Origin of the sequence: Streptomyces diacarni (assembly GCF_003323715.1) — a bacterium.
Lineage (GTDB): Bacteria > Actinomycetota > Actinomycetes > Streptomycetales > Streptomycetaceae > Streptomyces > Streptomyces diacarni.
Window position 1 is genome coordinate 189,070 of record NZ_QOIN01000048.1, and the last position, 26,135, is coordinate 215,204.

A 26,135-nucleotide genomic window follows, 5' to 3' on the forward strand; every position below is an offset into this window, starting at 1 on the left:
GCGGGGGGCGGCAGCCGCCCCCCGCAACCCCCTGCGTTGGAGTCCCGATGTCTGTGCAGACCCATGAGGCGCCGCCTCTCGACAAGGTGCCCGTGCGGCCCACGGGGGAGGGCGGACCGCCGGCCCGTGGCGGGAGGAAGGCGAAGGGCACGCTGCCCTACCTGCTCCTGCTGCCCGCGCTCGGACTGACCGCCGTCCTGCTCGGCTGGCCGCTGCTCACCAACGGCATGCTGTCGTTCCAGAACCTCAACATGACGCAGCTGATCCAGCACGTCACCGAGTGGAACGGCTTCACCAACTACACCGACACGCTCACCAGTGAGACCTTCTGGCGGGTCACACTGCGGTCGGTGATCTTCACGGTGGTCAACGTCGTGCTGATCATCGTCTCCGGCACCCTCATCGGGCTGCTCCTGGCGCGGCTCGGGTCGAAGATGCGGCTGCTGCTGTCGGTCGGGCTGGTCCTCGCCTGGGCGATGCCGATCATCGCGGCCACCACCGTCTACCAGTGGCTGTTCGCGCAGCGGTTCGGCGTCGTCAACTGGGTACTCGCCGAGGTCGGTTTCGACTCGATGGCGGACTACAACTGGACGGGCAGCCAGCTGTCCACGTTCTTCGTCATCTCGCTGCTGATCGTGTGGACGTCGGTTCCGTTCGTCGCGATCAACCTCTACGCGGCGACGACGACGATCGCCAAGGAGCTGTACGAGGCCGCGGCGCTGGACGGGGCCGGGCCGTGGCAGAGCTTCAAGTCCGTCACCTTCCCCTTCCTCAAGCCGTTCTTGATGGTCGCGACGTTCCTGGAGGTCATCTGGATCTTCAAGGCGTTCCCGCACGTCTTCGCCATCAACGAGGGCGGCCCCGACCGGCTGACCGAGACGCTGCCCGTCTACGCCTTCGTCGAGGGCGTCGGCAACCAGCACTACGGCGCCGGCGCGGCGATCTCCGTCCTGACCATCCTCATCCTGCTGGCGCTCATGTCGTACTACCTGCGGCTGGTGCTCAGGCAGGAAGGCGCCGACGAGACCGAGACCGGCGAGACCGGCGAGAACAAGGGGAAGAAGGCCTGATGCGACGGTCGCTCCTGAGCCGGATATGGCCGAACGCCACCGCGCTGCTGCTGTTCGTGGGGTTCGTCTTCCCTGTGTACTGGATGTTCAACACGGCGTTCAAGCCCAACGGGCAGATCATCAGCGAGAACCCCGTCTGGTTCCCCACCTCGCCCACCCTCGAACACTTCTCCACGGCGGTGCACGCGGAGAACTTCTGGACGCTGGTGCGCAACTCCGTCACGGTCACCGTGCTGGCCGTCGGCATCTCGCTGCTGGTGGCGCTCTTCGCCTCGTTCGCGCTGGCCCGCATGCGGTTCAAGGGGCGCAAGGGCATCATCCTCACGTTCATGATCGCGCAGATGGCCCCCTGGGAGGTCATGGTCATCGCGATCTACATGATCGTGCGGGACGCGGAGATGCTGAACAGCCTCATACCGCTCACCCTCTTCTACACGGTGATGGTGCTGCCGCTGACCATCATCACCCTGCGCGGCTACGTCGCGGCCGTCCCCAAGGACCTGGAGGAGTCGGCCATGGTGGACGGGTGCACCCGCCTCCAGGCGTTCCGCCGGGTCATCTTCCCGCTGCTGGCCCCCGGACTGATGGCCACCTCGCTCTTCGGGTTCATCACCGCGTGGAACGAGTTCCCCATGGTCCTGATTCTCAACAAGGACGCCGAAGCGCAGACGCTGCCGCTGTGGCTGTCGAAGTTCCAGACCGCGTTCGGTGACGACTGGGGTGCCACGATGGCGGCGGCCTCGCTCTTCGCCGTCCCGATCCTGCTCCTCTTCCTCTACCTCCAGCGCAAGGCAGTGGCCGGCCTCACCTCCGGCGCGGTGAAGGGGTAGTGGAGTGACGGGCCATCCAGTGAAGTGAAGGGACACCGCGCCGCATGACCACCTCTCTCCGAGCGTCCGACACCCTCACCCGCGACGCCCTCGCCGTCCTCCAGCCGGGCTTCGCCGGCACCTCGGCGCCGTCCTGGCTGCTGCGGCAGCTCGACGAAGGGCTCACGTCGGTCGGCCTCTTCGGCCGCAACATCGACTCACCCGAGCAGCTGGCCCTCCTGACCGAACAGCTGCGCGAGGTGCGCCCCGAGCTGCTGGTGGCCATCGATGAGGAAGGCGGCGACGTGACCCGGCTGGAGGCCCGCACGGGCTCCTCCTACCCGGGCAACCTCGCCCTCGGGCACGTCGACGACCCCGTCCTGACCAGGGCCGTCGCCCACGAACTCGGCGGCCGGCTCGCCGCGGCGGGCGTCAACCTCAACTGGGCGCCCTCCGCCGACGTCAACTCCAACCCCGACAACCCGGTCATCGGGGTGCGCTCCTTCGGCGGCGATCCCGAACTGGTGGCCCGGCACACCGTCGCCTACGTCGAGGGACTCCAGGCCGCGGGCGTCGCCGCCTGCGTCAAGCACTTCCCCGGACACGGCGACACCGCCGTCGACTCCCACCACGCCGTGCCCCGCATCGACGCCGACCTCGCCACGCTCAGGGGCCGCGAACTCGTGCCCTTCGCCGCCGCGGTCGACGCGGGCAGCAAGTGCGTGATGAGCGCCCACATCCTGCTGCCCGCACTGGACGCGGCCCACCCGGGAACGCTGAGCTCCGCCGCGCTGACGGGACTGCTGCGGGCACCCCGGAGCGAAGGCGGCCTGGGGCACGAGGGGCTGATCGTCACCGACGGCATGGAGATGCAGGCCATCTCCGCCACCTATGGGCTCGAACGCGGCAGTGTGCTGGCCCTCGCGGCCGGCGCGGACGCCATCTGCGTCGGCGGCGGACTGTCCGGCGAGGACACCGTGCTGCGGCTGCGCGACGCGCTCGTCGGCGCCGTACGGGACGGCGAGCTGACCGAGGAGCGGCTCGCCGACGCGGCCGCCCGGGTGCGGAGTCTGGCCGCGTGGGCGAAGGGCGCGCGCGGCCGGTCGGGCGCGGGGGGCCCGGCCGGCCACGCGCCCGCCCACGCGCAGGACGGCATCGGGCTGGAAGCCGCACGGCGCGCGCTCGTGGTCACCGGGCTCGACGGGTACCGGCGGCTGTCCGGGCCCGGTTACGTCGCCGCGCTGACGCCGCTGGCCAACATCGCCGTCGGCGACGAGACCCCCTGGGGGCCCGCGGCGGAACTGGAACGGATGATCCCCGGCACCCGCACCGGCACCTACGGCAGCACCGACGGCGACGTCGCCGCCACGGTGCTCGCCGACGCCGGGGACCGGCCCGTCGTCGCGGTCGTCCGCGACCTGCACCGGCACCCGTGGATGGCCCAGGCGGTCGAACAGCTGGTCGCCGCCAGGCCCTCGACGGTGGTGGTCGAGATGGGGGTACCCCAGGCCTCTCCCCAGGGCGCGCTCCACGTGGCGACGCGCGGGGCGGCCCGGGTGTGCGGGCGGGCTGCCGCCGAGGTCATCGCCCGAGGCTGACCGGCCCGGAGACCTGCCTCGGCACGCCCCGCGGCCTCGACGCGGCCCCTGGCCTCCGCTCCGGCCTCCGCCTCGGCGCGACAGCCTCTGGCCCCCGACGCCGGCCCCGACGCCGGCCCCGACGCCGGCCCCGGCCCGGACCCGACCCCGGTCGGGCCGGGGCCCGCCGTGACGGTGTGCGGCCCGAGGGGGGTGCGGCCCGGCGCGGGCCCTCGCGGCGGGCTCTCCCAGGCGCCGTCCGCGCAGCGGACGCCGCGGGCGCGGCAGGGGGAAAACCCGCGTGCGCTCCCACAACGTAGGATCGAAGCAACCCGCACCCTTGTACGGAACCCCACCGGGAGGCGACCCCCATGTCCTCGAACGTCCCGTCTGAGCCGGGCACCATCATGTCCGGCGAGATGGCCGAGCAGCCGTCCGTGCTGCGCCGCATCCTGGACGAGGGCGGGCCGGCCATCCGCGAGGTCGCCGAGCGCATCGCCGCGAAGAACCCGCGTTTCGTGCTGCTGACGGCGCGCGGCACCTCGGACAACGCCGCGCTGTACGCGAAGTACCTGCTGGAGATCCAGCTGGGCAAGCCGTGCGGGCTGACGTCGATGTCCACGACGACGGCGTACGGCGCACAGCAGGACCTCACCGACTGCCTGGTGATCACTATCAGCCAGTCGGGCGGCAGCCCCGACCTGGTGGCCTCCACGGAGGCGGCGCGCGAGGCGGGCGCGATCACGCTCGCCGTCACCAACAACGCGGACTCCCCGCTCGCGCAGGTGAGCGAGTTCCACATCGACGTCCTCGCGGGCCCGGAGAAGGCGCTGCCGGCCACCAAGACCTACACCGCCGAGCTGCTGGCGCTGTACCTGTTCGTGGACGGCCTGCGCGCGGGGCAGGGCGCCGAGGCGGCCAAGGCGCTGCCCGAGGTGGCCGACGCGATCCTGGCGCGCAAGGGCGAGGTCAAGGCGCTCGCCTCCCGGTACAGGTTCGCGGAGCGGATGGTGCTCACCTCGCGGGGCTACGGCTACCCGACGGCGAAGGAAGCCGCGCTCAAGCTGATGGAGACCAGCTACATCCCCGCGCTGTCCTACTCGGGCGCCGACCTGCTGCACGGCCCGCTGGCCATGGTGGACAACATCTCGCCGGTGATCGCGGTCGTCGCGGACGGCAAGGGCGGCGAGGCGCTCCAGCCGGTGCTGGAGCGACTGCGGGACCGGGGTGCGGACCTGGTGGTCATCGGCGGCCAGGAGGAGGTGGACCGCGCCTCGGCCGGGTTCGCGCTGCCGACCGACGGGCTGCCCGAGGAGCTCCAGCCGATCGTGCAGATCCTGCCCCTGCAGATGCTGGCCTACGAGGTCACCATGGCGCGCGGCCAGGACCCGGACGCGCCGCGCTCCCTCGCCAAGGTCACCGAGACCCGCTGAGGGGGCGCCGTATGGAGGGCCGCTCGCAGGGCCCCAAACCGCGGATGCGGCAGGCGCAGACCATCGACGGGCTGGTCGAACAGCTCATCGACGTCGGCGCCGACATCGTGCGCCGGGGCTACGCGCTGGCCAGCGGCGGCAATCTCTCGGCCCGGCTGCCGGGCGCGGCGGAGTTCGTCGTGACCGGCAAGGGCACCTGGCTGGACCGGCTGGAGCCCGCCGACTTCACAGTGATGAACCTGGCAGGCGAGGTCGTCGGCGGCAACGCGGTGCCCTCCAGCGAGTGGAAGCTGCACCAGCGCAGCTACCGGGTGCGCGAGGACGCGAACGCGCTCGTCCACATGCACCCCCAGCACGCCGTCCTGGTCGACGCGCTCGGCCACGAGATCCGGCTCCTGACGCTGGACCACGCGGTGTACGTACGGTCGCTCGGCCGGATCCCGTTCCATCCGAACGGGTCCGACGAGCTGGCCGACGCCGCCGCCGAGCAGGCCGAGCAGCACAACTGCGTGCTGCTGGCCCACCACGGCTGCTCGGCGCTGGGCGAGGACGTCGGCATGGCGCTCCGGCGCGCCATGAACATCGAGGAGGCCGCGACGGCCACCTACCGCGCCCTGCTGCTGGGGGATCGCACCACCCGCTTCCCGACAACCGCGGACGAGGCCATCCAGCACGCCTGATCCGTGCAAAGGGCCCGGCAAAAGGGTGCGGCAAGGATGCCGGAAACACTTCGGGCCGCGGCACCGGAGCGGGACCCTCAACCCGCCCGGCACCGCAGCCCGGAGCCACAAGACCCGGCCGCTGTCAGGGCAGAGAGCGTCACGGGCCTCGATCTGCCCTCCTGTGCGGGGAGAGCAGAAGTTCTTCACCCAGGATTGTGGACTAGACCACGGCCCGCTGTCTATGGATCGGACCGGCCAGGACAGCGGGACCGCACCGCCGCCCGGGCGGCGGCGGACCTGTCGTACCCTCGGCCCCGTGCCCTCCATGAACGACCTCGTACGCCAGCACACCGCGCTCTCGGACGCCGAGCTCGAGTGGCTGCACCTGCTGATCTCCGAATGGCAGCTGCTCGCCGACCTCTCCTTCGCCGACCTCGTGCTGTGGGTACCCACCCTGGACGGCACCCGCTACGTCTCGGTGGCCCAGATGCGGCCGAACACCGGGCCGACCTCCCACCAGGACGACATGGTCGGACACCTGGTGCCCCGCGGCAGGCGCCCCCTGTTGGACGCCGCGCTGGACGAGGGCAGGATCGTGCGCGAGGGAGACCCGGAGTGGCGCGAGGAGGTGCCCGTCCGCGTCGAATCGATCCCCGTACGGCGCGAGGGCCGGGTGCTCGGCGTCATCGCCCGCAACACCAACCTGCTGACCGTGCGCACCCCCAGCAGGCTGGAGCTGACCTATCTGCAGAGCGCCAGCGACCTCGCGCAGATGATCGCGGCCGGCAGCTTCCCCTTCCCCGGGCACGAGGTCGACATGGACCACGTGCCGCGCGTCGGCGACGGCCTCATCCGGCTGGACGCCGACGGGTACGTGCAGTACGCCAGCCCCAACGCGCTCTCCGCCTACCACCGGCTCGGCCTGGCCGCCGACCTGGTCGGCCTGCACCTGGGGGAGGCCACCGCCGAACTGGCGCCCTCCCGCGGCCCGGTGGACGAGGCGATGGTCAAGCTCGCCAGCGGCTGGGCCCCGCGCGGTGCCGAGGTCGAGGCCAACGACTGCATCGTTCAGCTGCGCGCCATCCCTCTCAAGCCCAAGGGCACCCGCATCGGCTCGCTCATCCTGCTGCGCGACATCACGGAAGTGCGCCGCCGCGAGCGCGAGTTGATCACCAAGGACGCCACCATCCGGGAGATCCACCACCGGGTAAAGAACAACCTTCAGACGGTGGCCGCGCTGCTGCGCCTCCAGGCCCGCAGAATGGATTCTCCGCAGGGCAGGGACGCGCTGAGCGAGGCGGTGCGCCGGGTCGGTTCCATCGCCATCGTGCACGAGACGCTCTCCCAGAACCTGGACGAGCGGGTGGACTTCGACGAGATCGCCGACCGGGTCCTCTCGATGGTCGCCGAGATCTCCCCGGGCCGGGTCACCGGCCGCCGCACGGGCCGCTTCGGCATCCTGGGAGCCGAGGTCGCCACACCGCTGTCCATGGTGCTGACCGAGGTCCTGCAGAACGCCATCGAGCACGGCTTCGGCTCCGGCGAGCAGGGCACCGTGGAGGTGCGCGCGGTCCGGGGCGCGGCCTCGGTCCGTGACGAGGCGCGGCTGCTGGTCACCGTGGAGGACGACGGGCGCGGCCTGCCCGACGGCTTCGACCCCCGCAGCGCGGGCAACCTGGGTCTGCAGATCGTACGGACCCTCGTGGAGGGCGAGTTGGGCGGCACCTTCGACATGCAGCCCGCGCCCGGCGGTGGCACCCGAGTGCTGTTCGACCTGCCGGTGGCGGCGGAGAAGCGCTAGGACTTTCCTGCGGCTCTTGCTCCGGGAAGGGGTGCCACTGGCCGCCGTGTGCGGTCCTCGGGTGGGGTGTGGTTGGTGGGGGCACCTCCCGGCCGGAGGCTGGGGGAGCCGTTCCCCGCGCCCCTCCGGGGTGCGGGTTGGGGGCACCACCCCTTCCCGCCGCGGCGGCGATCAGCCACGGCGCCGAGGGTCCGGCGGCCCTTCGGCGGCGGCAAGCAGACGTTCGGCCTCCCCGCCGGAGGCGAAATGCGCTGAGCCCCCGGTCCGTTGGTACGGACTCGGGGGCTCAGCGCTGTACGCTCTGCGTTTGTGCGGGCGCTCTGTCTGCCAGGCGCTCCGAGGGCACTGCGCGCTGCGTCTCGGGGGTGCAGCTGGTGCCGGGCTGGGCGTCAGGCGGTCGCGGCGTTGTTCCGCGCCCGGTTGCGGGCGGCGCGGCGCTTCATCGCGCGACGCTCATCCTCGCTGAGGCCACCCCAGACACCGGAGTCCTGACCGGACTCCAGAGCCCACTGCAGGCACTGCTCCATGACGGGGCAGCGGCGGCAGACGGCCTTGGCTTCCTCGATCTGCAGCAGCGCGGGACCAGTGTTGCCGATGGGGAAGAACAGCTCGGGGTCTTCCTCGCGGCAAACGGCGTGGTGACGCCAGTCCATGGCTGCTACCTCTCCTCGTGTGTGGCTTTGCTTGTGAATGTGAACGCTTTCACGAATCCCTCCGCGTGGGAAGTGGGGCCTCATCAACTGTGATGCGGGTCCCACTGGAGTTAGGGGAGGGGATTCCGGCTCTCAAGGGGGCCCTGTTGACGGGCCGTCCCGATCGCCATGAAGAGACTCGCAAACCTCGGCGACGGATACAACCCCTTCCGGAAACTTTTTTTTGAATCCTTGGTGTCGGCTAGCTCACAGCCGTCATTCCAGGGGGTGGATCCTGGTCTAAACGTTCGAGTGGAAGGACTTTAGGGCCTTCCACTTACACAATCACACGCAGTGCACGCCGTACGCCTGTGAAGCTCACGCTCGTACGCAGTCCCAGGTGGTCACCGTCCATCTGAAACGGCAATGGAGCCTGCGAATGCAAGGTGAAGGAGGTGAGGTCGTGGAGTGTCACCGCGTGCTTGCCGCGCGGCCCCCGCTCGGGGCTGGAAGTGAGCAACTGGGTCCCGTAACGGCTCACCGCCAGCGGCGTCAGCCGCTTGAGACCGAGCACGTCCAAGCCCGTGTCGAAGGACGCCTCCGGCGCCGCGTACAGCGGTTTGTTCCCCAGGTACGACCACGGAGCGGTGTTGCAGACCATCGACAGCGCCAGGTCGCCGACCGGCTCGGCGTCCTCGCGGCGCAGCGTGATCGTGCCGTGCCGGCGGTGTGGCTCGTGCAGGAACTGCCGTACGACCTGGCGTACATACAGCGGATGCGTCGAACGCTTGCCCCGCTCGCGCTGCTGCTCCACTCTGCCGACCACCCCGGCGTCGAACCCGAACCCCGCGGCGAAGGTGAACCAGCGCGCGGGCACCTCCGCGTCGTCACTGCCCGGCACGCCCTCGGCGCGCCCCAGTCCGACGGTTCTCTCCGTACGCGACGCCAGCGCGTCCAGCAGATGCCCTGTGGCTTCCACCACATCGTTGGGCATGCCCAGGGCGCGGGCGAAGACGTTGGTGGACCCGCCCGGCACCACGGCCAGCCGCGGCAGCCGCTCCGGAGCCGGACCCTCGTGCAGCAGACCGTTGACGACCTCGTTGATCGTGCCGTCTCCGCCGAGCGCGATGACCAGCTCCGTCGTGCCGCCCTGCGCCGCCTGGCGTGCCAGGTCGCGGGCGTGCCCGCGGTACTCGGTGGTGGCGATCTCCAGCTTGAGATCACTGGCCAGCGCGTGGGCCAGCACGTCGCGGGTGCGTGCGCTGGTGGTGGTTGCTGCCGGGTTGACCACGAGGAGTGCGCGCATGGGGTGAGCGTACCTACCCCGCGGTACGGGGGCCCAGCCCCGCCGGATCCGGAGGGCTACGCTTCGGGTGTGAGCGAGAGCGTGACCGAGACGGATACGGAAGAGCCCATGGACAGCGACGGCACGGGCGAGGCGGCCGAGGCGGAAACGAAGGCGCCGGGGCCGCGCAGGATCGTGGCGGCCGCCGTGGTGACCGGCGTCGAAGGCGTGATCGTCGCCGCGTTCGGCCTCTTCTCGCTCGTGCTGCTGGCCACCGGCAGCCCCGACGACATGGTCCAGGCCGCCACTCTCGCCGTGACGGTCCTGGCGCTGTCCGTGCTGCCCCTGGCCGCGGCGCGCGGACTGTGGCGCAGGCGCCGCTGGAGCCGCGGGCCCTCGATGATCGTCCAGCTGCTCGCCCTGCCCGTCGCCTGGCAGATGGCGCAGAACGGGGGCGGGCTGAGCGCCGCGGCCGCCGCGCTGGCGCTCGCCGCCGTCGCCGTGCTGGCGTGCCTCGTCAACCCGAAGGCGACGGAAGCGCTGGGCATCGGCCCGAGGTGAGTGGACCGCCGGGGAAAAGCACCTGGTCCTCAACCTCCGTCCGGGCTGATGTCAGCCTGTACGGCAGTTGAGGACCAGGTGTCCGGGGGCGGAGCCTCCGGTTCGGGGAGGGGAAGGGACGGGGGAAGGGGTCACTCCTCCACCAGCAGGCGGTCACGGAGCTGGGCCAGGGTCCGCGCGAGGAGTCTGGAGACGTGCATCTGCGAGATGCCGACCTCCTGTGCGATCTGCGACTGGGTCATGTTCCCGAAGAACCGCAGCAGCAGGATCTTCTTCTCCCGCGGCGGCAGCTCCTCCAGCAGGGGTTTGAGCGATTCGCGGTACTCGACGCCCTCCAGTGCGTCGTCCTCCGCGCCGAGGGTGTCGGCGACGGCCGGCGACTCGTCGTCGGTGTCGGGCACGTCGAGTGAGAGGGTGCTGTAGGCGTTGGCCGATTCCAGCCCTTCCAGCACTTCCTCCTCGGAGATCTTCAACCGCTGGGCCAACTCGTGGACCGTCGGGGCGCGCCCGTGCTGTTGGGAGAGCTCGGCGGTCGCGGACGTGAGCGACAGCCGCAGCTCCTGGAGGCGGCGGGGCACGCGCACGGCCCAGCCCTTGTCACGGAAGTGGCGTTTGATCTCGCCGACCACCGTGGGTGTCGCGTACGTCGAGAACTCGACGCCGCGCTCCGGGTCGAAACGGTCGACCGATTTGATCAGGCCGATCGTCGCGACCTGCGTCAGGTCGTCCAGCGGCTCGCCGCGGTTGCGGAACCGCCGGGCCAGGTGCTCGACCAGGGGCAGGTGCATGCGCACCAGCTGATTGCGCAGCTCGGCGCGCTCGGGCCCGTCCGGCAGCTTGCGCAGTTCGATGAACAGGGCGCGCGCGCCGTCGCGATCCTGCGGGTCGAGCCCGCGGGAGTCGCCGTGGGCCGCCCGCCCACGCCGCTCGTGCTGCTGCTGGTTCATAGCGTCCGCCCGCTTCGCCTGCCTGGGTCGCTGCATGCTGGGGTCGGCCGGGTGCGGGCGGGGCTGCTGTTCGGGAATGCCCCGGGAGACCGCCCCCGGGCGGCCTGACCACGTCTGACTTGCCTCGTGCTCGGTCACGACGCTCCGGGCCCCGCACCGCGCTTCTTGTGCAGGCTGATGCTCACCGTACGGTCATCCGACACTGCTGAACCCACCTCACCGGCCAGGGCCGAGAGCACCGTCCACGCGAAGGTGTCGCGTTCGGGTGCCCGGCCATCGGTCGTCGGCGCCGAGACGGTGACGTGCAGCGAGTCGCCGACGAGCTGGAAGACACAACTGAGCACGGAGCCGGGGACGGCCTGCTGGAGCAGGATCGCGCACGCCTCGTCCACAGCGATCCGCAGATCCTCGATCTCGTCGAGGGTGAAGTCCAAGCGGGCCGCGAGCCCGGCGGTGGCCGTCCGCAGCACCGACAGATAGGCACCCGCGGCCGGCAGCCGGACCTCGACGAAGTCCTGCGACGCGGGGTCGCCTGCGATCTGGGACACCCTCACCTCCAAGGTGACACGAGCCGGTTGGGCCTCGCGGCCGACGCGGCTGTTGGTTCGTTTCGTCAGCGACGCTATCGCGATCCGTGTCACGATGCCGCACGTACTGATCGTTGCCGCCTCAACCCGCGAGCGTCACCCATAGTAAACACATGGGTACTTTCTGTGGCTAGGGGTTGAGGACCCCAATTCCTCTGTGACTACGCTGTGTTGGCACCCGGGTCCGACGCGAACGACTGTCCCGGGCCAGGTCCTCACGCCCGGCGAACACCCTGGGTGCCCGAGGACGGGCCAGGAGGCGCCGATGAGAGGGCCTGCCAAGTCAATACCCGTCACCCGTTGCGTTCATAGCCCCTGGAAGCACACCCTCGGACAAGGGCCGAAACCCGCCCCTGTGGGTGACTCGGCGGTGCATCCAAGTGGCGAGAGGGGTGAGCGCGCCGACTACGAAGCGTGAAGGTGGCCGAGGAGGCGGTGAGTGATCGCACACGAAGAGTGATGATCATTCTCACTCATTGTCACTGTTTCGGGTTCCACGACGGCCCGGTCACGACCGCCGTCACGGTGCTCCCCGGGGCGAACGCACCCTCTTCCGTGAGCGTGGTGAGGGCGAGGAGCAGCTTGGCCACGTAGATCGTCTCCAGCGGGGGCAGCTCGTGCCGCGCGGAGAAGTCCTCCGCGAAGCCGACGAGCCGCGCGCTCACCTTCGCGTAGCCGCCCTCGTGGAAACGCTCTTCCAGCCGCCAGTCGCCACGCGGCCCGCCGAAGGCCTCCCGCTGGAGCGCGCGGACCTCGCCACCCAGGAACCCGCCCTTCAGTACAGGCACGCCGAGACTGCGCTGACCTGCACGAAGGCCGGCCGCCATGCCGGCGAGGGTGCCACCTGTGCCGCAGGCGACGGCCGCCACGTCGGTGCGCCCGCGCAGCTCCTCGCCCAGCAGGACGCAGCCGCGCACGGCCGCCGCGTTGCTGCCGCCCTCGGGTACGACGGCGCACTGTCCGAACCGCCCGCGCAGCTCCCGGTGGAACGCCGGCTCCGCGCGACGGCGGTAGACGGAGCGCGGGACGAAGTGCAGCAGCATGCCGTCCTCGGCGCAGCGGGCCAGCGACGGGTTGAGCGGCAGGTCGGCCAGTTCGTGGCCGCGCACCACCCCGACCGTGCGGAGCCCGAGCAGCCGGCCGGCGGCCGCGGTGGCCCGCAGGTGGTGGGAGTAGGCGCCCCCGAAGGTCAGCAGCGTGCGGTGACCGGTCTCGGCCACAGCACGCAGGTTGGGGGCGAGTTTGCGCCACTTGTTACCCGCGAGTGCGGGGTGGATGAGGTCGTCCCGTTTCAGAAGCAGCCGCACACCCCGCCGCGCGAACCGCTCGTCCTCGACCTCCTGGAGAGGGGAGGGGAGACGCGGAGCGAGCGCGTCGAGGGGATCAGCGCCGGAGGCGGATGCGGGTGCCACCCCTCCATTGTGGGCGCCACCCGCATCCGCCCCGCACGGCGGGGAAGCTCAGCCGAGCCGGGCGGCGATCCGCTCCCGCAGCTCGTCCATGGTGAAACCGCGCGGATCCACCTTCTGGTCCGTCCACTCCAGGTGGCCGATGACCGAGCGGGCACCCCAGCCGTGGTGGCGGCACAGCGCCGCCGCCGCACGCTCGATGGCGTCCAGCTGCTCGTCGGGCCAGGGGTCCTTGCCGTCACCGAGGTTCTCGCACTCGAAACCGTAGAAGTACCGGTTCCCGTCGGTGTTCTGCTGGTTCGGCGCGGGGGTGGCCCGCTCGGCGATGACGGCGCGGAGCACGTCGTCATCGCCCGAGCCCGCGTGGTTGGCCCGGCCGTGGCCGGTCAGATGGACGGTGCCGTCCTTGGTGACGCAGCCGTGCGCGAGGGGGCCAGGCAACTGCGACCGCCCGTCGTAGATCAGGTCGACCGTCTCCTTCGCACCGCTGGTGACGGTGTGGTGGATCATGATGCCGTGCACCGGCCCCCACGGGCCCTGCCCGTTGCGGTTGTGGTTGCGCCAGTCGCGTACCTCTTCGACCGTCACGCCCTCCTTTTCGAGGGCCCGGACGAAAGCGGCCGCGGTGATGGGTGTGGCCATCTCGCCCCCGTCTGCTGTGTCACGTCACGGGTGGTGCCGCCGTGCGCCGGTGAGGTCCGGTGCGGTGACGGACCCGCGGCGCCGACTGTGTCCCTTAGGCTCATACCCCGAATCGGGCCGCTTCTAGCCGGAGGACCCGGTACCGCTCGGTGGGTTCGCCTGTGCGAGGAGTGAGCGCACCCCGACGTCGCGCCCGTACGGACGCAGAAGCCCGGGAATGCGCGCACGCGCGGACCGCACCCGGCCCGAGCTGACCTGCGCCGACTCCGCCAGGAAGCTGCTCCAGGCGGCGCAGGCCTCCTCCAGGCGGCCCCGCGACAGCAGCAGTTCGGCCAGCTCGGCCCGGCACAGGGCGCGCGAGCGCAGCTCGTCCGCGGGGCGCGCGCCCAAGGAGGCGCGCAGGTCCCGGATCGCGCCGTCGCGGTCGCCCAGCGCGGTCCGCATCTGGCTGGACTGGTAGAGCAGCGCCGCGTGCCGGTACGTGCCCACCGGTTCGCCGCTGGGGCTTTCAGGGCCGGTCGTCAGATCGGCGGGGGCGCGGGCCAGCTGGCGTTCCGCCCGCGCCATCGCCTCCAGCGCCCGGCGCCGGTCGCCGCCGGCCGCGCCGGCGACGGCCAGCCCGGCGTACAGGAACGCACGGGTCGCCGGGTCGGCGTCGGCCGGCGCCGCCGCCAGGGCCGCCTCGGCGAGCGCGAGGCTCACCCGTGGGTGGCCCAACTGGTGCGCCTGGGAGCTGAGGGCGCGCCGGGCCAGCGCCACACCGTCCGGATCGGCGGCGTCCTCGGCGAGCTCGGCCGCGGTGAGGAAGGCACGCTGGGCCAGCCCGTGCCGCTGCTCGTCGGCGTAGACACGGGCCAGCAGAAAGCTCAGCCGTGCCGCGCCGGCCTGCATGCCCCGCTGGTGCACCCCTTCCTCGCCGGTGCGCAGGGTGCTCACCAACCCGGAGAGGAAGGCGGCCAGCGAGGTCCTGATGTGGCCGCCGCCGTGCCGGTCCGCCTGGAGGGCGAAGAACCTGGCGTGTTCGTGGACGGAGGCCACCTCGCCTGGCCCGGTGCGGCTCGTGGGACGGGAGCCGCGCGCGGTGCAGGTGTTGCGTGCGCCGAGCAGCGGCGCGGGCACGGGCGCGCCCGGCCCGCCCTCGGGCACCTCCCCGTGCCGGGGCGAGGGCGAACGCACCGTCTCCGTCAGCAGCCGCAGCGTGTACGGCGTCCAGGGAGGGCTGTCCGCGCGGGGCGGCGGCACCACGGGCGCCGTCAGCGCGGTGAGTTGGTCGGCGACGTGGGACGGCCTGGCGAGGCCGAAGAGGCGGACGTCCACGGGGCGCGCTCTGGCGTTCCGCGGAGGCCCGGCGTCACCGGCGTCCCCGGGCCCGAAGGTGTGTTCGCGCGCCGTGAGGTCCCCGGCTCCCCACGGTCGCGGGGCCGCCCCGGAGGGATCGGACGCCTCGTCGTCGCCGTCCGCGCCGCTGCCCGAGCGCGCTCCCGCGGCCGCGCGCCCGCCCCGCGCGCCGGCTCCACCGGGCCGCATGCCCAGTTCCGCGACGGTGACGCGGCGTCCCAGGCGGCGGGAGAGCGCCTCCGCCATCAGGTGCTGCACCCGTGGGTCGGGGCGGCTGCCGCGCAGCCAGTGGGCGACTGAAGTCCTGTCGTACCGAAGGTGGACACCGACCTCGGCACCGAGACGAGCCAGCGCACGCGCGAACGCCGCCTGCGTCCACTCGGTCTCCTCCAGCAGGGCGCGCAGCGCCCCGTTCGGAGTGCGGCCGCGGGGCCGGGGTCCCGGTTGTGCCGTGACACGGACGGGGTCAGAGGGACACATGGCCCCTCCCGAGGACGAGCCGGATGGGGTCGTTCATCGTTCTGCCTCATTTCCGGAATCCGACGATGCTTTTCCGTAGCTCTCCGTGTGCTGTCTGTGCTGTCATGCACCCGGACGTCTTCAGGAAAGCGCGCCGCCCGCGGCTTGGGGAGCATGTGCAGGACGCACGGCTGCGTGGTCCTTTCACACCCCGTGTGAAAGCAAGTCCGTTACTCTGCGAAACAACACGTTGGACGACGGAGGGCGGTAATGGAGCCCAACAGTCAACTGGACGCACTCCTTGACCAGTCAGGGATGTCGCGGGCCGGACTCGCGGCGAGAGTCAACCGATTAGGAACCCACGCAAATACCCTGCGTTACGATCACACGGCCGTCGCGCGCTGGCTCAAGGGGCAGCGGCCGCGCGGCAGGGTCCCTGAGATGATCTGCGAGGTCCTCGGCCGCCAACTCGGCAGAACCCTCACCCTCAGTGACATCGGTATGGATGTCGCAGCGGCAGGACGCACCCGCGGCACCCCGACGGGACCCGAAACGCCCGGACTCGGCCGGTTCGTGGAGCGCGCCGCCTCCCTGTGGCGCTCCGACCAGGTGCACGGCGACTGGCCAGGCCCCTCCCTGCTGACCGGAGCAGCCGCCGTCGCACCGGTGTGGGAATGGGAGAACCCGCCAGAGGACCTGGACGTCTCCCGCGCCACAGGCGGCCCCGAGGTCACCGGCGCGGACGTCACCGTGCTGCACGCCGCCCGCAGCCACTACGAGCACCTGTACCGCAACGCCGGCGGCGTCGCCACCAGGTCACGCGTCGTCGGCTTCCTCAACGGCGAGGTCGCCCCCCTCCTGCGCGGCAGCTACGATGACGCGACAGGGCGACGGCTCCACCGCGCCGCCGGATCGCTGGCCGCCATCAGCGGCATCTGCGCCTACGACGCCGACGCGCAGGGGCTGGCACAGCGCTACTTCCACCAGGCGCTACGCCTCGGCAAGGCCTCCGGCGACCGGCTCTTCGGCGGCTACGTCGTCGCCCTCCTGGTCAACCAGGCCCTCTTCCTCTCCGACACCCGGCACGCGCTCGCCTGCGCCGAGGCCGTCCTGCGTACTCTGGGTCCGCGCATCAGCCCCGCGCTCGCCACGGACCTGTACGCGATGCAGGCCGGCGCCTACGCACGGCTCGGCGACCGGCGCGGCGCCCACACCTGCATGCGCAGTGCCGAGACCTACTCCCAGCGCATCCGGCCCGCGGAGGAACCCGAGGAGACCGGCTACGTCCAACCTGGCCTGGTCGAGGTGCGGCTGGCCGAGGCGCTGCTCCTCCTCGGAGACCTGTCCGCCGCCGCTGGCTACGCCCAGGAGGCCGCGCGGGCACCCGCGCACGTCCGCGGCCGCGTCAACCGGCTCGCCACCCTCACCGACGTGGCCCTGCACGCCGGAGAGCCGGAGCGCGCGGCAGCCACCGCGGCCCAGATGGTGGACACCGCGCAGGGCATCGAGTCGCAGCGCCTGCGCGGGCGCATGCGCAGGGTCAAAACACGCCTGGCACAGCACCCCGGGACCTCGGCGGCCGAGGCCGCGAAGCTCATCGAGGACTCGCTGAGCGTGCCGTTCTAGGGTCTTTCGTTTGGATCTGGCTGGATTAGGGAGCGGGTTACGGTGCGTGCTCTCGCAAGGCGGAGGAGGGAGTCCCTGCGGAGCAGCGGCGAGTGACGACAACGCCGCGAGAGTGCGTGCCGGGGCCCGCGAGCCCAGCGAGATCCAAACGAGAGGCCCCAGGCACCGGGCGCGCCGAGCGCCCCTGTCAGTGGGAGCGCGCGCCATGCTGGGATGTGCCCAACCTCCGTCGGGAAGGGGGCACATCACGTGCGATGGAAGAACCTGGGTGAACACACTGTGTACGAGAACCAGTGGCTTCGGGTGAATCTGGCGGATGTCGAACTGCCCGACGGGCGCCACCTGGATCACTACCTGATCCGGCTGCGCCCCGTCGCCATGGCCACCGCCGTCAACGAACGCAACGAGGTGCTGCTGCTGTGGCGGCACCGCTTCATCACGGACAGCTGGGGGTGGGAACTGGCGGCCGGCGTCGTCGAGGACGGCGAGGACCTGCCGCAGGCCGCCGCCCGCGAGATGGTGGAGGAGACGGGATGGCGCCCCGGGCCGCTCCGCCACCTGATGACCGTCGAGCCGTCCAACGGGCTGACCGACGCACGGCACCACATCTACTGGTCGCCCAGCGCCGAATACCTCGGCCCGCCCGAGGACGACTTCGAGTCCGAGAAGCGGGAATGGGTCCCGCTCAAGGAGGTACCCGAGATGATCGCCGCGGGCGAGGTGCCCGCGGCGAACATGGCGGCCGCACTGCTGCTGCTCTACCGCGTGCGCTTCGGCTGAGCCGACGGGAGGGCCGTCCTCGCGCGGCCCTCCCGTGGGGCGTCAGCTGCTCTTGAGGAAACCGTCGCCGTTCTGCGCGATGTGCTCCTGGACGGCGGCGAGGGCCTGCTGGACCTCCTGGGCCGAGCCCGTGCCGCGCTGCTCCGCGTAGTAAGCGGCTCCCAGGCGGCGCAGCAGGTCGTTGCCCGTGCGCTGGGCCTGGACCTCCTCCATCTTCTCCTTGCCCTGCGCGAGCCCCCGCTGGGCCTGCTCCTTGGCGCGGTCGAGAAAGCCTGCCATGGTCCTGCCTCCGTGGTGTGCGGCGTGCCGGTCCGGTGCGTCCGGTATCCCGCTCAACGTATGCCGTGATCGGCGGGTTCCCCGAGGCGCCGGACGCGGCGCCTGGTACCGGGGCGGCATTTCACACGATCGCGTGACTGCCCGGCGGACCCCGCGGGCGTGACCGGCAGGGACGGCGCGGAGCCGGGGCCGTCGGCCGGCGCGACCGGGGTTGTCGGTGGGCGCGGCTAGGGTTGCCCGGTGAACGCACGAAGCGAGGCCGGAGCGGGAAGCCGGACGGAGCCCGTCGGCCAGGACGACGCCGCCGGCCGCCGCACCGATGCCGCCGGCCGAACCGACGCTCCCAAGCGAACCGACGCCGTGGGCGGAACCCACGCCGTGGTCGGAACCGACGCCGTCGGCCCGAGCGAGGAGGTCGGCTGGGACGAGGACGGGGCGTGGCGCACGGCCGCATGGCGCTCCGGGAGCGGGGCCCGGGCACCGCGCCGGGTGGCTGTCGCCGACGACCGGATGGCTGCCGACCTCGCCTACAGACTCGTCTGCGAGGGCACCGCGCTGCTGTGGCGCGGCGACTACCACGGCGCCCGCCAACTGCTGGCCGCGCTCGGCCGCCGTGTGGACCGCAAGCCGCCCAAGCAGGGGGCGACGCCCCGCGAGAGCTTCCACCTCTACCGCCAGGCGCGCACCCGCCGCGCCCGCGTCCTGGGCATGCTGCTGGTCCCGTTGGAGACGGCAGCCGACGGATCCTGGGCCGTGCCGCTGCGCCGGGCACCGCGGGTGGGGGAGGCGTGCGTCGAGGCGTACGGCCCTCCGCCCGGTCCCGTCGGGGCGCTGACGCTGGTGTCGCTGCGCGAACTCCAGGGCGTGCTCGGCGCGCACGAGTGGCGGCGCAAGGGCGTGCCGATCGAGGCGCTCGGCGGCGCGCGGATCCACCCGCGGCACGGCGTCTTCTCACCTGTCCGCGGCGAGTACGTCGACCTGGTCGCCCGAGCCCCGCTGCCCCGCGCCGCGGGCGCCAGGTCCGGGCCCGGGCCCGGGGAGGAAGCCGGGCCCGTGCCGGAGGCCGGCGCCGACGGCGGCGGGGCGCCGCGGGGCGAGGACCCGGGCCGCCTCACCGCGTTCGACGTCGGCACGGGGACGGGCGTCCTGGCCGCCGTGCTCGCCCGGCGCGGCGTCGGCCGGGTGACCGCCACGGACGTGGGCGAGCAGGCGCTGGCCTGCGCCCGGGAGAACGTGGCACGGCTGGACGTCGCCCAGGCGGTGGAGGTCGTCCGCGCCGACCTGTTCCCCTCCCGCGAGGCGGGCCGCGCCGACCTCATCGTGTGCAACCCGCCGTGGCTGCCCGCCAAACCCACCTCCGTGCTGGAGCAGGCGGTCTACGACCCCGACAGCCGCATGCTGCGCGGTTTCCTCACCGGTCTCGGCGAGCGGCTCGCCCCGGCGGGCGAGGGCTGGTTGATCCTCTCCGACCTGGCCGAACACCTCGGGCTGCGCCCTCGCGAGCAGCTGCTGGAGTGGATCTCGGCCGCCGGGCTCCGGGTCGCGGGCCGGCTGGACGCCCGGCCCGAGCACGCCCGGGCGACCGATCCCGCAGCACCGCTGCACGCGGCCCGTGCGGCGGAGACGACCTCGCTGTGGCGGCTGCGCCACGTGGAGGAGGCCGTGGTGTCCTAGCTGAGCTGTCCAGGGAGGTCGGTGACGCCGCAGAGCCGGTTTCCGAGTCCTGACCTGTTCCGAATTCTGAAGAGTTTGCCCGGCTCAGCAGTCCCCTGCCGCGTTGCCGGGCTCGCCGGCGGTCTTCGTGTTCGGGTGTGGTGATCGCGGTACCGCGTGGGCGGGCGATGACTTTTCCCGGCTGACGCAGTCTGTTCTTCGTCGCCGTGGTCACGGACGACTCCTCAGAAAAGGACCTCTCATGCCGGAAGACACGCTGCAGCCGCACGGGTTCACCGTGCACCGTACGTACCCCGCCACGACACAGGAGGTGTTCGACGCCTTCCTCGCGGTCTACGGACCACAGCCGGAGGAATGGGTCCTGGAGTCGCAGCTCGACCTGCGTCCCGGCGGCCGTTGGTGGCTGCGGTTCGCGCCGCCCGGTGTGGAACCGTTCACCGAGGACCGGCGGCTGACCGTCGTGGATCCGCCCGGCCTGCTGCGCTACACCGCGCGTATCGACGCTCCCGGGAACCCGGCGTACGAGACCGACGTGACGCTGGAGCTCACGGCCACCCCCGACGGCCAGACCCGGCTGGCACTGACCCAGACCGGCTTTCCCGACTCGGAACTGGCGCGGATCTTCGAGGAGAACTGGCCGGGGGTTCTGGAGCTGGCCGCCCAGCGCCTGGCCTGAACACCTGGCGGTGTCTGGCGAGGGGGCCGGCCCTTCCGCGCGCGTCGGCGCAACGGTGGCGACCGCACGCCGGCGCGTGCTGCCCGGGATCCCGCGGATCCCCTGACTTCCCTGGGCGCCCGCTGCTACGTTGAGTCTCGTGTTCCTCCTCTTGGCATAGGCACGCCTCAGGCTGCGGCACGCACACGGTGTTCGCGGCACTTCGGCGTCCCCGCTCCCGCCTCGACCGAGGAACCCTCCCATGTCTGCGCCTGCTCAAGGGCGGCCCTCGTACGCCGCCGTACTGCGCCTTCCATGCGCCCGACGCACCTTCGGTGCCGCCCTGCTCGGGCGGCTCTCGTACGGGATGCTCGCCCTCTCCCTGATGCTGGCGGTGACCCGGTCCACCGGCTCGTATGCCGTCGCGGGCACGATCACGGCGCTGTTCGGCGCCACCAGTGTCTTCCTGTCCCCGGTACGGGCGGCCCTCGTCGACCGCCACGGCCCCCGCGCCGCGCTCCTGCCGATGGCCCTGCTCTACGCGGTTCTCCTGGGCGCCCTCGCTGCGGCTTCCTGGCGGTTCGGTGCCCCCGCCTGGCTGCTGGGCGCTCTCGCCGCGGCCGCGGGTGCCGCCACGCCTCCGCTCGGCCCCTCGGCGCGGGCCGTCTGGCGTGAACTCACCGAGGATCCTTCGCTGTTGCAGCGCGCGTTCAGCCTGGACGGCGTCGCGGAGGAGGCGCTGCTGATCCTCGGCCCTGTGCTGGTCAGCGTGCTGGTGCAGAGCGCGCCCCCGGCGGCCGGGGTGGTGGTGAGCGCGCTGCTCGTGGGGGCCGGGACGTTGGCTTTCGTCCTGTCGCCGGTCGTGCGGAACCTGGGGCCGGCTGCCGTTGCCGAGGGGGCGGCACGCTCCGAGCCACGGTCGCGGGGGGCGCGGGCGCTGCTGACGCCGGTCGTGGTGGCGGCCGGGGTCGGGCTGTCCCTGGGCGCCATGGATCTGCTGGTCCTCGCGTTCGCGACGGAGCGGCAGCACGGTGACGACGTGGTCGCCTGGGTGCTCGCGGCTCACTCGGCGGGCAGCGCGGTCGGCGGGCTCGTCAACGGTGCCGTCAGGTGGCGTATCGGGGCCCGGGCACGACTGCCGCTGCTGGCTGTCGGCCTCGGTCTCGCCCTGGCCGCGGCGGGACTCGCGCCGGGCGTGGGGGCGTTGACCGCGGCGGTGGTGTGTGCGGGGTTCTTCGTGGCTCCGGCGTTCACCACGGCGTATCTGCTGGCCGACGAGGCGGCACCGCCGGAGCGCCGCACCCGGGCGGGTGCCTGGGTCAACACGGCGGTGAACGCGGGGCTTTCGGGCGGTACGGCGGCGGCCGGTCTGCTGGCGGCACGGCTGCCCCTCGGGGTGTGCTTCGCGCTGGCGGGCGGCGTGGCGCTGCTCGCGGCCCTGGCCTGCGCAGTGAGGACGCCGAAGACAGCCGGCCTGCACCGTGGGTCTCCCTCAGCCGAGAGTCTGCTCCCGCCTGAGAGCCTTCCCGTGGCGAAGAAGCGCCCGCGCCCTCCGTCCTCCCGCCCGGCTCGCTGAGTACCGGGCAGGAGTCCCGCGCTGCTCACGTTCCACGATCCGGTCCTCGGCCATGAACCCCGGAGGGCGGCCGACCGGACTGGGCCCCGGGCCGGGCGCCGCAGGTGCCGGGCTACAGCGTGTGACGCACCCACACGTTGGGTTCGACGTAGACCGCGTGGTCGTGGGTGAGGTCGCAGTGGACGGGCACCAGGGCGCCGGGGACCTCCACGTCGCCGTCCCGATCGAAGGGCAGCCCGGTCCACTCCCGCCAGCGGGCGAGTGGGGCGCTCACCGTCATGGACGCGGAAGCCACCGACTCCACGGTGCCGCCCGCCCGTACGTGGACGCGCAGCCACGGGTCGGTCGGCAGCCCGTCGTCGCGGCGCTCGCGGGCGTACGCGGCCATGGGCAGGCGCGGCCGCAGGTGCTTGGCGGTCGGCCGTACCGGAGCCAGCAGTACCCCGAGGCCCTGCTGTGCGGCGGTACGGCGGAGTGCGGCCAGCATGCGGTGGGAGAGCCCGCGGCCGAGGTGGCCGGTGTCGATGGTGATCTCCAGGGCGCTCGCCGCGGTCACCGTGCGTCCCGTCCACCGGTCGGTGAAGGCCCAGCGCAGCACGCGGCTCCAGCCGCCGTCGGGCGTCTCCCGCCTGCCGTCCACGTCGGCGGCGAAGGGCACGCTGAATCCGCGCGCGATGACGCGGTCGCCTTCGGTGGCCACCACGCAGGAGGCGGGGAAAAGCTCGGGGACCCAGGTCAGGAGTGTGCTCGCGGCCGGGTCGTGTCCGATGAACGCGGGCCAGTCCTCGTCGATCTCGTACAGCCGTCCGGTCAGTTCGGGGCGCTCCGCGAGCGTGCTGATGACGACTCGGTCGAGGGCGTCGGTGCCGGAGGGCGCGCCGGGGTGGCCGGGTGCCGCATCCGGGTCGGACACCGCGCCGGGGTGGCCGGGCGCCGCGTCGGAGTGGGGGCCGGTCGGCCGTGGGTCGAGGCTCATGGCCGTGCAGCCTGGCAGTCCCTCCCCGCGCGGACCAGCGGTTTTCCGGGAGTCTTGCCCAACTCGGGCCCGGTGGAGGACGGTTGCCCGGACAACTGCGCGATCATGACGGAGCGAGGGAGAGACCTGTGGAGTACCGACGGCTGGGGGACTCCGGGCTGCACGTGCCCGAACTGACGCTGGGCACCAGCTTCTTCGGGGCGAGCGGCCCCCTCTTCGGGCCCATGGGCACCACCGACACCGACGAGGCACGCCGCATGGTGGACATCTGCCTGGAGAACGGCGTCACCATGTTCGACACCGCCGACGCCTACTCCGCCGGAGCCAGCGAGGAGGTGCTCGGCGCCGCGGTGAAGGGCCGCAGGGACCGGGTACTCATCTCCACCAAGATCGGTGGCGCGCTGGGTGAGGGCCCCTGCGACATGGGCACCGGGCGCTCCAGGCTGCTGCGCGGGGTGGACGAAGCGCTGCGCCGGCTGGGCACCGACCACATCGACCTGCTCCAGCTGCACGCCTTCGACGCGGGCACGCCGGTGGCGGAGGTGCTCGCGACCCTGGACCAGCTGGTCCGCTCGGGGAAGGTCCGGTACGTGGGGGCGTCCAACTACCCAGGCTGGCAGCTGATGAAGTCCCTCGCCGTCGCCGACCTGCACGGCTATCCGCGCTACGTCTCCCACCAGGTCTACTACTCGTTGATCGGCCGCGACTACGAGCACGAGCTGATGCCGCTGGGCCTCGACCAGGGCGTGGCCGCGATGGCCTGGAGCCCGCTGGGCTGGGGCCGGCTGACGGGCAGGATCCGGCGGGGCGCGCCCCTGCCGGAGCGCAGCAGGCTGCACGAGACCGCACGGTTCGGACCGCCGGTCGAGGACGAGGCGCTCTTCCGCGTGGTGGACGCGCTCGACGAGGTCGCCGAGGAGACGGGACGCACGGTCGCCCAGGTCGCGCTCAACTGGCTGCTGCGCCGCCCCACGGTGGCCAGTGTCGTGCTCGGCGCCCGCGACGAGGAGCAACTGCGCCAGAACCTCGGCGCCGTGGGCTGGCGGCTCACCCCCGAGCAGGTCGCCAGGCTGGAGAGCGCGAGCGCGCGGCACGCCCCGTACCCGCACTGGCTGGCCCAGCGCCAGGCCCCCTTCGCCCGCCTCAACCCGCCCGCCGTGGACCTGACGCCGCCGCGGTGACGCCCCGGGCCCGCGCCCCTGCGCCCCCGCGCCCCCGCGCCGTGCGGCACGGGCCCGGGCGCTCAGGCGCGCAGCACCTCCTGCGGCGAGCGCCCGTAGGCCGCGCGGCACGCCGCGGCGAAGCGTCCTGGGTGCCCGAACCCCCACCTGCGGGCGACGGCCGTGACGGTCTCCCCGCGCGCGGGGTCGGCCGCGGCCAGCTCCTGATAGGCGCGCTCCAGCCGCAGGCGGCGCAGGTAGGTGCTCGGGCTGGTGTCCAGCTGGGCGCGGAAGGCGCGCTGGAGGGCGCGCGGTGTCGTGCGGGACTGGCGGGCCACCTCCGCGAGGTCGACGGGTTCGTGCGCGTGCGCCTCCAGATAGGTGACGGCGCGCCGCACGACCGCCTCGGCCCCCGTCGCTCCTGTGGCCGTGCCGGCCGTGCCCGGCGCGTCGTCGCGGGCCACCGCGGTGTTGGGGAACGTCGTCAGCAGCGCGGCGCCCAGGGACCGTGCCGCGCTGTCGAGCACCAGCGGCTCACAGGCGGCCCCGGCGTCGGGCACCACCTGTGTGGTCACCAGATCGAGCACGCCGGAGCAGTAGCGGGCCGCGTTCGAAGACAGCGGCCCGCATCCGGTGAAGCGCACGCCCGCGGCTCCGGGCGCGTCGGCCACCTCGGACCCGGCGGTGCCGCCCGCGACGCTCGCCAGGACGGCTTGGTCCAGGCTGACCAGTTGGAGGCTGACGTTCTCCCAGGCGACCGTGTACGGCGCCTCGGGCTGCGCCACGAGGAAGACGTCGCCCCGCGTGGCGCGCACCGTCTCGCCACCGGTGCGGCGCTCGATGTGCCCGTCCAGCACCCGCGCCAGCAGCAGCCGCCCCAGCGGTTGCGAGACGTGTTCGACAGCCATGCTGTGCTTCAGCACGGCCACCGACAGCGGGCCCGCCTCGTCGTAGGTGTGTCTCATCCGAAAGCCGTCCCGGCTGCCCTGGATCCTCATGACGTTCTCGACGTAGGCGCGCCGCAGGAAGGCGTGGGCGCGTTCCGGATCGGTGGTCGAGAACTCCCGCGCGGCGGTGCGGGCGTACTCGGACGGCATGACGTTCTCCTTCGCCCCGTCGCGGGGTGCGGCTCATGTACGCAGGGTGTGGCTGGGGGCGACCCCGTATCTGGCACGGTAGCGACCGGCGAACCGTCCCGCCTTGGCGAACCCCCAGCGGGTGGCCACTGCCGCGACCGTCACGCCCGAGGCGGGGTCGGCCGCCTTCAGCTCCCGGTGCGCGGCCTCCAGCCTGACCCCGCGCAGATAACCGGTCGGCGTCGTCTCGCAGTGCCGCGCGAAGGCGTGTTGCAGCGCGCGGGGGCTGGTGCCGGCCGCGTGCGCGATGTCGTGCACGCCGATGGGGCGCGCCGCGTTGGCGTCGATGTAGTCCATGGCGCGGCGCAGCGCGGCGGGGGCCGGACGGCCCGGGGCCGGCAGCCTGGACCGCTCGGCGGGGCTGCGCGGGAAGGTCGCCAGCGCGGCGGTCGCCAGCAGCCGCGTCGCCTCGGCCAGCACCAGCGGGCTGCCCACGGCCTCCGGGTTGGCCAGCACGTCGTGGTGGACGTGGCGGACGACCGCCTGCCAGTAGCGGGCCCGCTCGGGCGAGACGGGGCGCGCGAGGGCGAACCGGCTCGTCGCCGCTTCGGTGCCCTCGCTCTCCGCCGCGATCCGCTCCACCTCGCGCAGCCCGATGCGCACGATCCCCAGCCGCACGTTGTCCCACTTCACCCGCGTCGGCACGTACGGGTCGCACAGCTGCAGGTCACCGGGGCCCGAGCGCAGCTCGTTGCGCCCGGCCGCCATCTCGAACCTGCCGCCCAGCACCTGGACGACGTACACGCAGGCGTGCGGCTCGGTCTCCGCGTCCAGCACCATCGACTGCGCGATCCGCTCCACGCCGACCGCGCCGGCCTGGGTGAGCGAGGCGTTGAAGCGGAACCGCTCCCGGTCACCTGACAGCCGCGGCGTGTGGTCCACGTAGGCCTGGCGCAGGAAGTGCTCGGCCTCCTGCGGGTCGGCGGTCGTCAGCCTGACGCGGCGCACCGGGTCGTGCATGACACCCGTACCTCCTCGCTCGGGCCACGGGCCGGGCCTTCGATGCTAGGCCCGCACCGTCGGCCCCCGCAGCCCACATCGCGAAGTGGATAGCCACCAAG

The 26,135-nt window shown here is 72.6% G+C and carries 24 protein-coding genes; 13 read left to right on the forward strand and 11 right to left on the reverse strand.

Annotated features, from left to right (window positions below; genetic code table 11):
- Positions 1-47: 47 nt before the first annotated feature.
- The 6 genes from DTL70_RS22675 (at position 48) to DTL70_RS22700 (ending at position 7,352) form a co-directional block, all read left to right on the forward strand.
- On the forward strand, positions 48-1,070 hold the full coding sequence (locus DTL70_RS22675) for a carbohydrate ABC transporter permease (RefSeq protein WP_114023825.1): 1,023 nt from the start codon (positions 48-50) through the stop codon (positions 1,068-1,070).
- Complete coding sequence (locus DTL70_RS22680; RefSeq protein WP_114023826.1) at positions 1,070-1,900, forward strand: carbohydrate ABC transporter permease; 831 nt, start codon at positions 1,070-1,072, stop codon at positions 1,898-1,900. Before DTL70_RS22675 ends, DTL70_RS22680 begins: the two co-directional genes overlap by 1 nt.
- A gap of 44 nt (positions 1,901-1,944) precedes the next feature.
- Positions 1,945-3,477, forward strand: a complete 1,533-nt coding sequence (locus DTL70_RS22685; protein WP_114023827.1) for a glycoside hydrolase family 3 protein — start codon at positions 1,945-1,947, stop codon at positions 3,475-3,477.
- A gap of 350 nt (positions 3,478-3,827) precedes the next feature.
- Complete coding sequence (locus tag DTL70_RS22690) at positions 3,828-4,889, forward strand: SIS domain-containing protein (protein WP_114023828.1); 1,062 nt, start codon at positions 3,828-3,830, stop codon at positions 4,887-4,889.
- A gap of 11 nt (positions 4,890-4,900) precedes the next feature.
- The gene (locus tag DTL70_RS22695) at positions 4,901-5,569 is read left to right on the forward strand and encodes a class II aldolase/adducin family protein (protein WP_220183644.1); all 669 of its coding nucleotides are present in this window, start codon (positions 4,901-4,903) and stop codon (positions 5,567-5,569) included.
- 307 nt (positions 5,570-5,876) lie between these two features.
- Complete coding sequence (locus DTL70_RS22700; protein WP_114023830.1) at positions 5,877-7,352, forward strand: sensor histidine kinase; 1,476 nt, start codon at positions 5,877-5,879, stop codon at positions 7,350-7,352.
- A 389-nt stretch (positions 7,353-7,741) separates the two neighbouring features.
- Here DTL70_RS22700 and DTL70_RS22705 read toward each other — a convergent pair whose 3' ends face one another.
- Both DTL70_RS22705 and DTL70_RS22710 read right to left on the reverse strand, forming a co-directional pair.
- Entirely contained in the window at positions 7,742-8,005 is a 264-nt protein-coding gene (locus DTL70_RS22705; protein WP_016469673.1) for a WhiB family transcriptional regulator, read from the reverse strand.
- 316 nt (positions 8,006-8,321) lie between these two features.
- Positions 8,322-9,290: a diacylglycerol/lipid kinase family protein gene (locus DTL70_RS22710; RefSeq protein ID WP_114023831.1), complete on the reverse strand. Its 969-nt coding sequence runs from the start codon at positions 9,288-9,290 to the stop codon at positions 8,322-8,324.
- A gap of 108 nt (positions 9,291-9,398) precedes the next feature.
- Between DTL70_RS22710 and DTL70_RS22715 the strand changes: the two genes are divergently transcribed.
- A complete protein-coding gene (locus DTL70_RS22715) occupies positions 9,399-9,830 on the forward strand; it encodes a hypothetical protein (protein ID WP_114023832.1) in 432 nt (143 codons plus the stop codon).
- A gap of 131 nt (positions 9,831-9,961) precedes the next feature.
- On the opposite strand, the gene DTL70_RS22720 is transcribed toward DTL70_RS22715, so the two are convergent.
- The 5 genes from DTL70_RS22720 to DTL70_RS22740 all read right to left on the reverse strand — a co-directional run bounded on the left by DTL70_RS22720 (position 9,962) and on the right by DTL70_RS22740 (position 15,233).
- Positions 9,962-10,915, reverse strand: a complete 954-nt coding sequence (locus DTL70_RS22720; protein ID WP_114014376.1) for an RNA polymerase sigma factor SigF — start codon at positions 10,913-10,915, stop codon at positions 9,962-9,964.
- Positions 10,912-11,325 (reverse strand): ATP-binding protein, encoded by a 414-nt coding sequence (locus DTL70_RS22725; protein WP_027735701.1) that lies wholly within the window; start codon positions 11,323-11,325, stop codon positions 10,912-10,914. Before DTL70_RS22725 ends, DTL70_RS22720 begins: the two co-directional genes overlap by 4 nt.
- A gap of 518 nt (positions 11,326-11,843) precedes the next feature.
- A complete protein-coding gene (locus tag DTL70_RS22730; RefSeq protein WP_114023833.1) occupies positions 11,844-12,776 on the reverse strand; it encodes a 1-aminocyclopropane-1-carboxylate deaminase/D-cysteine desulfhydrase in 933 nt (310 codons plus the stop codon).
- Between the two features lie 48 nt (positions 12,777-12,824).
- Complete coding sequence (locus DTL70_RS22735; RefSeq protein ID WP_114023834.1) at positions 12,825-13,415, reverse strand: N-acetylmuramoyl-L-alanine amidase; 591 nt, start codon at positions 13,413-13,415, stop codon at positions 12,825-12,827.
- 123 nt (positions 13,416-13,538) lie between these two features.
- Positions 13,539-15,233 (reverse strand): tetratricopeptide repeat protein, encoded by a 1,695-nt coding sequence (locus tag DTL70_RS22740; protein WP_114023835.1) that lies wholly within the window; start codon positions 15,231-15,233, stop codon positions 13,539-13,541.
- Between the two features lie 249 nt (positions 15,234-15,482).
- On the opposite strand from DTL70_RS22740, the gene DTL70_RS22745 reads away from it, so the two are divergent.
- The gene (locus DTL70_RS22745; RefSeq protein ID WP_114023836.1) at positions 15,483-16,838 is read left to right on the forward strand and encodes an NsdA family TPR-like regulatory protein; all 1,356 of its coding nucleotides are present in this window, start codon (positions 15,483-15,485) and stop codon (positions 16,836-16,838) included.
- 249 nt (positions 16,839-17,087) lie between these two features.
- The gene (locus DTL70_RS22750; RefSeq protein ID WP_114023837.1) at positions 17,088-17,618 is read left to right on the forward strand and encodes an NUDIX hydrolase; all 531 of its coding nucleotides are present in this window, start codon (positions 17,088-17,090) and stop codon (positions 17,616-17,618) included.
- A 42-nt stretch (positions 17,619-17,660) separates the two neighbouring features.
- Here DTL70_RS22750 and DTL70_RS22755 read toward each other — a convergent pair whose 3' ends face one another.
- Positions 17,661-17,897, reverse strand: coding sequence for a hypothetical protein (locus tag DTL70_RS22755; RefSeq protein ID WP_114023838.1), 237 nt, complete (start codon positions 17,895-17,897; stop codon positions 17,661-17,663).
- 378 nt (positions 17,898-18,275) lie between these two features.
- Here DTL70_RS22755 and DTL70_RS22760 point away from each other — a divergent pair, with 378 nt between their 5' ends.
- The 3 genes from DTL70_RS22760 to DTL70_RS22770 all read left to right on the forward strand — a co-directional run bounded on the left by DTL70_RS22760 (position 18,276) and on the right by DTL70_RS22770 (position 21,802).
- Positions 18,276-19,571, forward strand: coding sequence for a methyltransferase (locus DTL70_RS22760; RefSeq protein ID WP_114024247.1), 1,296 nt, complete (start codon positions 18,276-18,278; stop codon positions 19,569-19,571).
- Positions 19,572-19,812: 241 nt separating this feature from the next.
- Positions 19,813-20,247, forward strand: a complete 435-nt coding sequence (locus DTL70_RS22765) for an SRPBCC family protein (RefSeq protein WP_114023839.1) — start codon at positions 19,813-19,815, stop codon at positions 20,245-20,247.
- A 241-nt stretch (positions 20,248-20,488) separates the two neighbouring features.
- Positions 20,489-21,802: an MFS transporter gene (locus tag DTL70_RS22770; protein WP_114023840.1), complete on the forward strand. Its 1,314-nt coding sequence runs from the start codon at positions 20,489-20,491 to the stop codon at positions 21,800-21,802.
- A gap of 112 nt (positions 21,803-21,914) precedes the next feature.
- Here DTL70_RS22770 and DTL70_RS22775 read toward each other — a convergent pair whose 3' ends face one another.
- Entirely contained in the window at positions 21,915-22,778 is an 864-nt protein-coding gene (locus DTL70_RS22775) for an N-acetyltransferase (RefSeq protein ID WP_245979554.1), read from the reverse strand.
- Between the two features lie 128 nt (positions 22,779-22,906).
- Between DTL70_RS22775 and DTL70_RS22780 the strand changes: the two genes are divergently transcribed.
- Positions 22,907-23,959: an aldo/keto reductase gene (locus DTL70_RS22780; protein WP_114023841.1), complete on the forward strand. Its 1,053-nt coding sequence runs from the start codon at positions 22,907-22,909 to the stop codon at positions 23,957-23,959.
- A 62-nt stretch (positions 23,960-24,021) separates the two neighbouring features.
- Here DTL70_RS22780 and DTL70_RS22785 read toward each other — a convergent pair whose 3' ends face one another.
- Entirely contained in the window at positions 24,022-25,035 is a 1,014-nt protein-coding gene (locus DTL70_RS22785) for an AraC family transcriptional regulator (protein WP_114023842.1), read from the reverse strand.
- Positions 25,036-25,068: 33 nt separating this feature from the next.
- Positions 25,069-26,034 carry an AraC family transcriptional regulator gene (locus DTL70_RS22790; RefSeq protein ID WP_114023843.1) on the reverse strand — a complete coding sequence of 322 codons (966 nt, stop codon included), beginning with the start codon at positions 26,032-26,034 and terminating at the stop codon, positions 25,069-25,071.
- Positions 26,035-26,135: the final 101 nt, after the last annotated feature.

Bases quoted from the DNA above. Each gene is read 5' to 3' on its own strand.
- DTL70_RS22770 (WP_114023840.1), top strand. From the start codon at position 20,489: ATGTCTGCGCCTGCTCAAGGGCGGCCCTCGTACGCCGCCGTACTGCGC.
- DTL70_RS22745 (WP_114023836.1), top strand. From the start codon at position 15,483: ATGGAGCCCAACAGTCAACTGGACGCACTCCTTGACCAGTCAGGGATG.
- DTL70_RS22785 (WP_114023842.1), bottom strand. From the start codon at position 25,035: ATGCCGTCCGAGTACGCCCGCACCGCCGCGCGGGAGTTCTCGACCACC.
- DTL70_RS22675 (WP_114023825.1), top strand. From the start codon at position 48: ATGTCTGTGCAGACCCATGAGGCGCCGCCTCTCGACAAGGTGCCCGTG.
- DTL70_RS22690 (WP_114023828.1), top strand. From the start codon at position 3,828: ATGTCCTCGAACGTCCCGTCTGAGCCGGGCACCATCATGTCCGGCGAG.
- DTL70_RS22710 (WP_114023831.1), bottom strand. From the start codon at position 9,290: ATGCGCGCACTCCTCGTGGTCAACCCGGCAGCAACCACCACCAGCGCA.
- DTL70_RS22775 (WP_245979554.1), bottom strand. From the start codon at position 22,778: ATGAGCCTCGACCCACGGCCGACCGGCCCCCACTCCGACGCGGCGCCC.
- DTL70_RS22740 (WP_114023835.1), bottom strand. From the start codon at position 15,233: ATGTGTCCCTCTGACCCCGTCCGTGTCACGGCACAACCGGGACCCCGG.
- DTL70_RS22790 (WP_114023843.1), bottom strand. From the start codon at position 26,034: ATGCACGACCCGGTGCGCCGCGTCAGGCTGACGACCGCCGACCCGCAG.
- DTL70_RS22735 (WP_114023834.1), bottom strand. From the start codon at position 13,415: ATGGCCACACCCATCACCGCGGCCGCTTTCGTCCGGGCCCTCGAAAAG.
- DTL70_RS22705 (WP_016469673.1), bottom strand. From the start codon at position 8,005: ATGGACTGGCGTCACCACGCCGTTTGCCGCGAGGAAGACCCCGAGCTG.
- DTL70_RS22695 (WP_220183644.1), top strand. From the start codon at position 4,901: ATGGAGGGCCGCTCGCAGGGCCCCAAACCGCGGATGCGGCAGGCGCAG.
- DTL70_RS22765 (WP_114023839.1), top strand. From the start codon at position 19,813: ATGCCGGAAGACACGCTGCAGCCGCACGGGTTCACCGTGCACCGTACG.
- DTL70_RS22685 (WP_114023827.1), top strand. From the start codon at position 1,945: ATGACCACCTCTCTCCGAGCGTCCGACACCCTCACCCGCGACGCCCTC.
- DTL70_RS22700 (WP_114023830.1), top strand. From the start codon at position 5,877: ATGAACGACCTCGTACGCCAGCACACCGCGCTCTCGGACGCCGAGCTC.
- DTL70_RS22680 (WP_114023826.1), top strand. From the start codon at position 1,070: ATGCGACGGTCGCTCCTGAGCCGGATATGGCCGAACGCCACCGCGCTG.
- DTL70_RS22715 (WP_114023832.1), top strand. From the start codon at position 9,399: ATGGACAGCGACGGCACGGGCGAGGCGGCCGAGGCGGAAACGAAGGCG.
- DTL70_RS22755 (WP_114023838.1), bottom strand. From the start codon at position 17,897: ATGGCAGGCTTTCTCGACCGCGCCAAGGAGCAGGCCCAGCGGGGGCTC.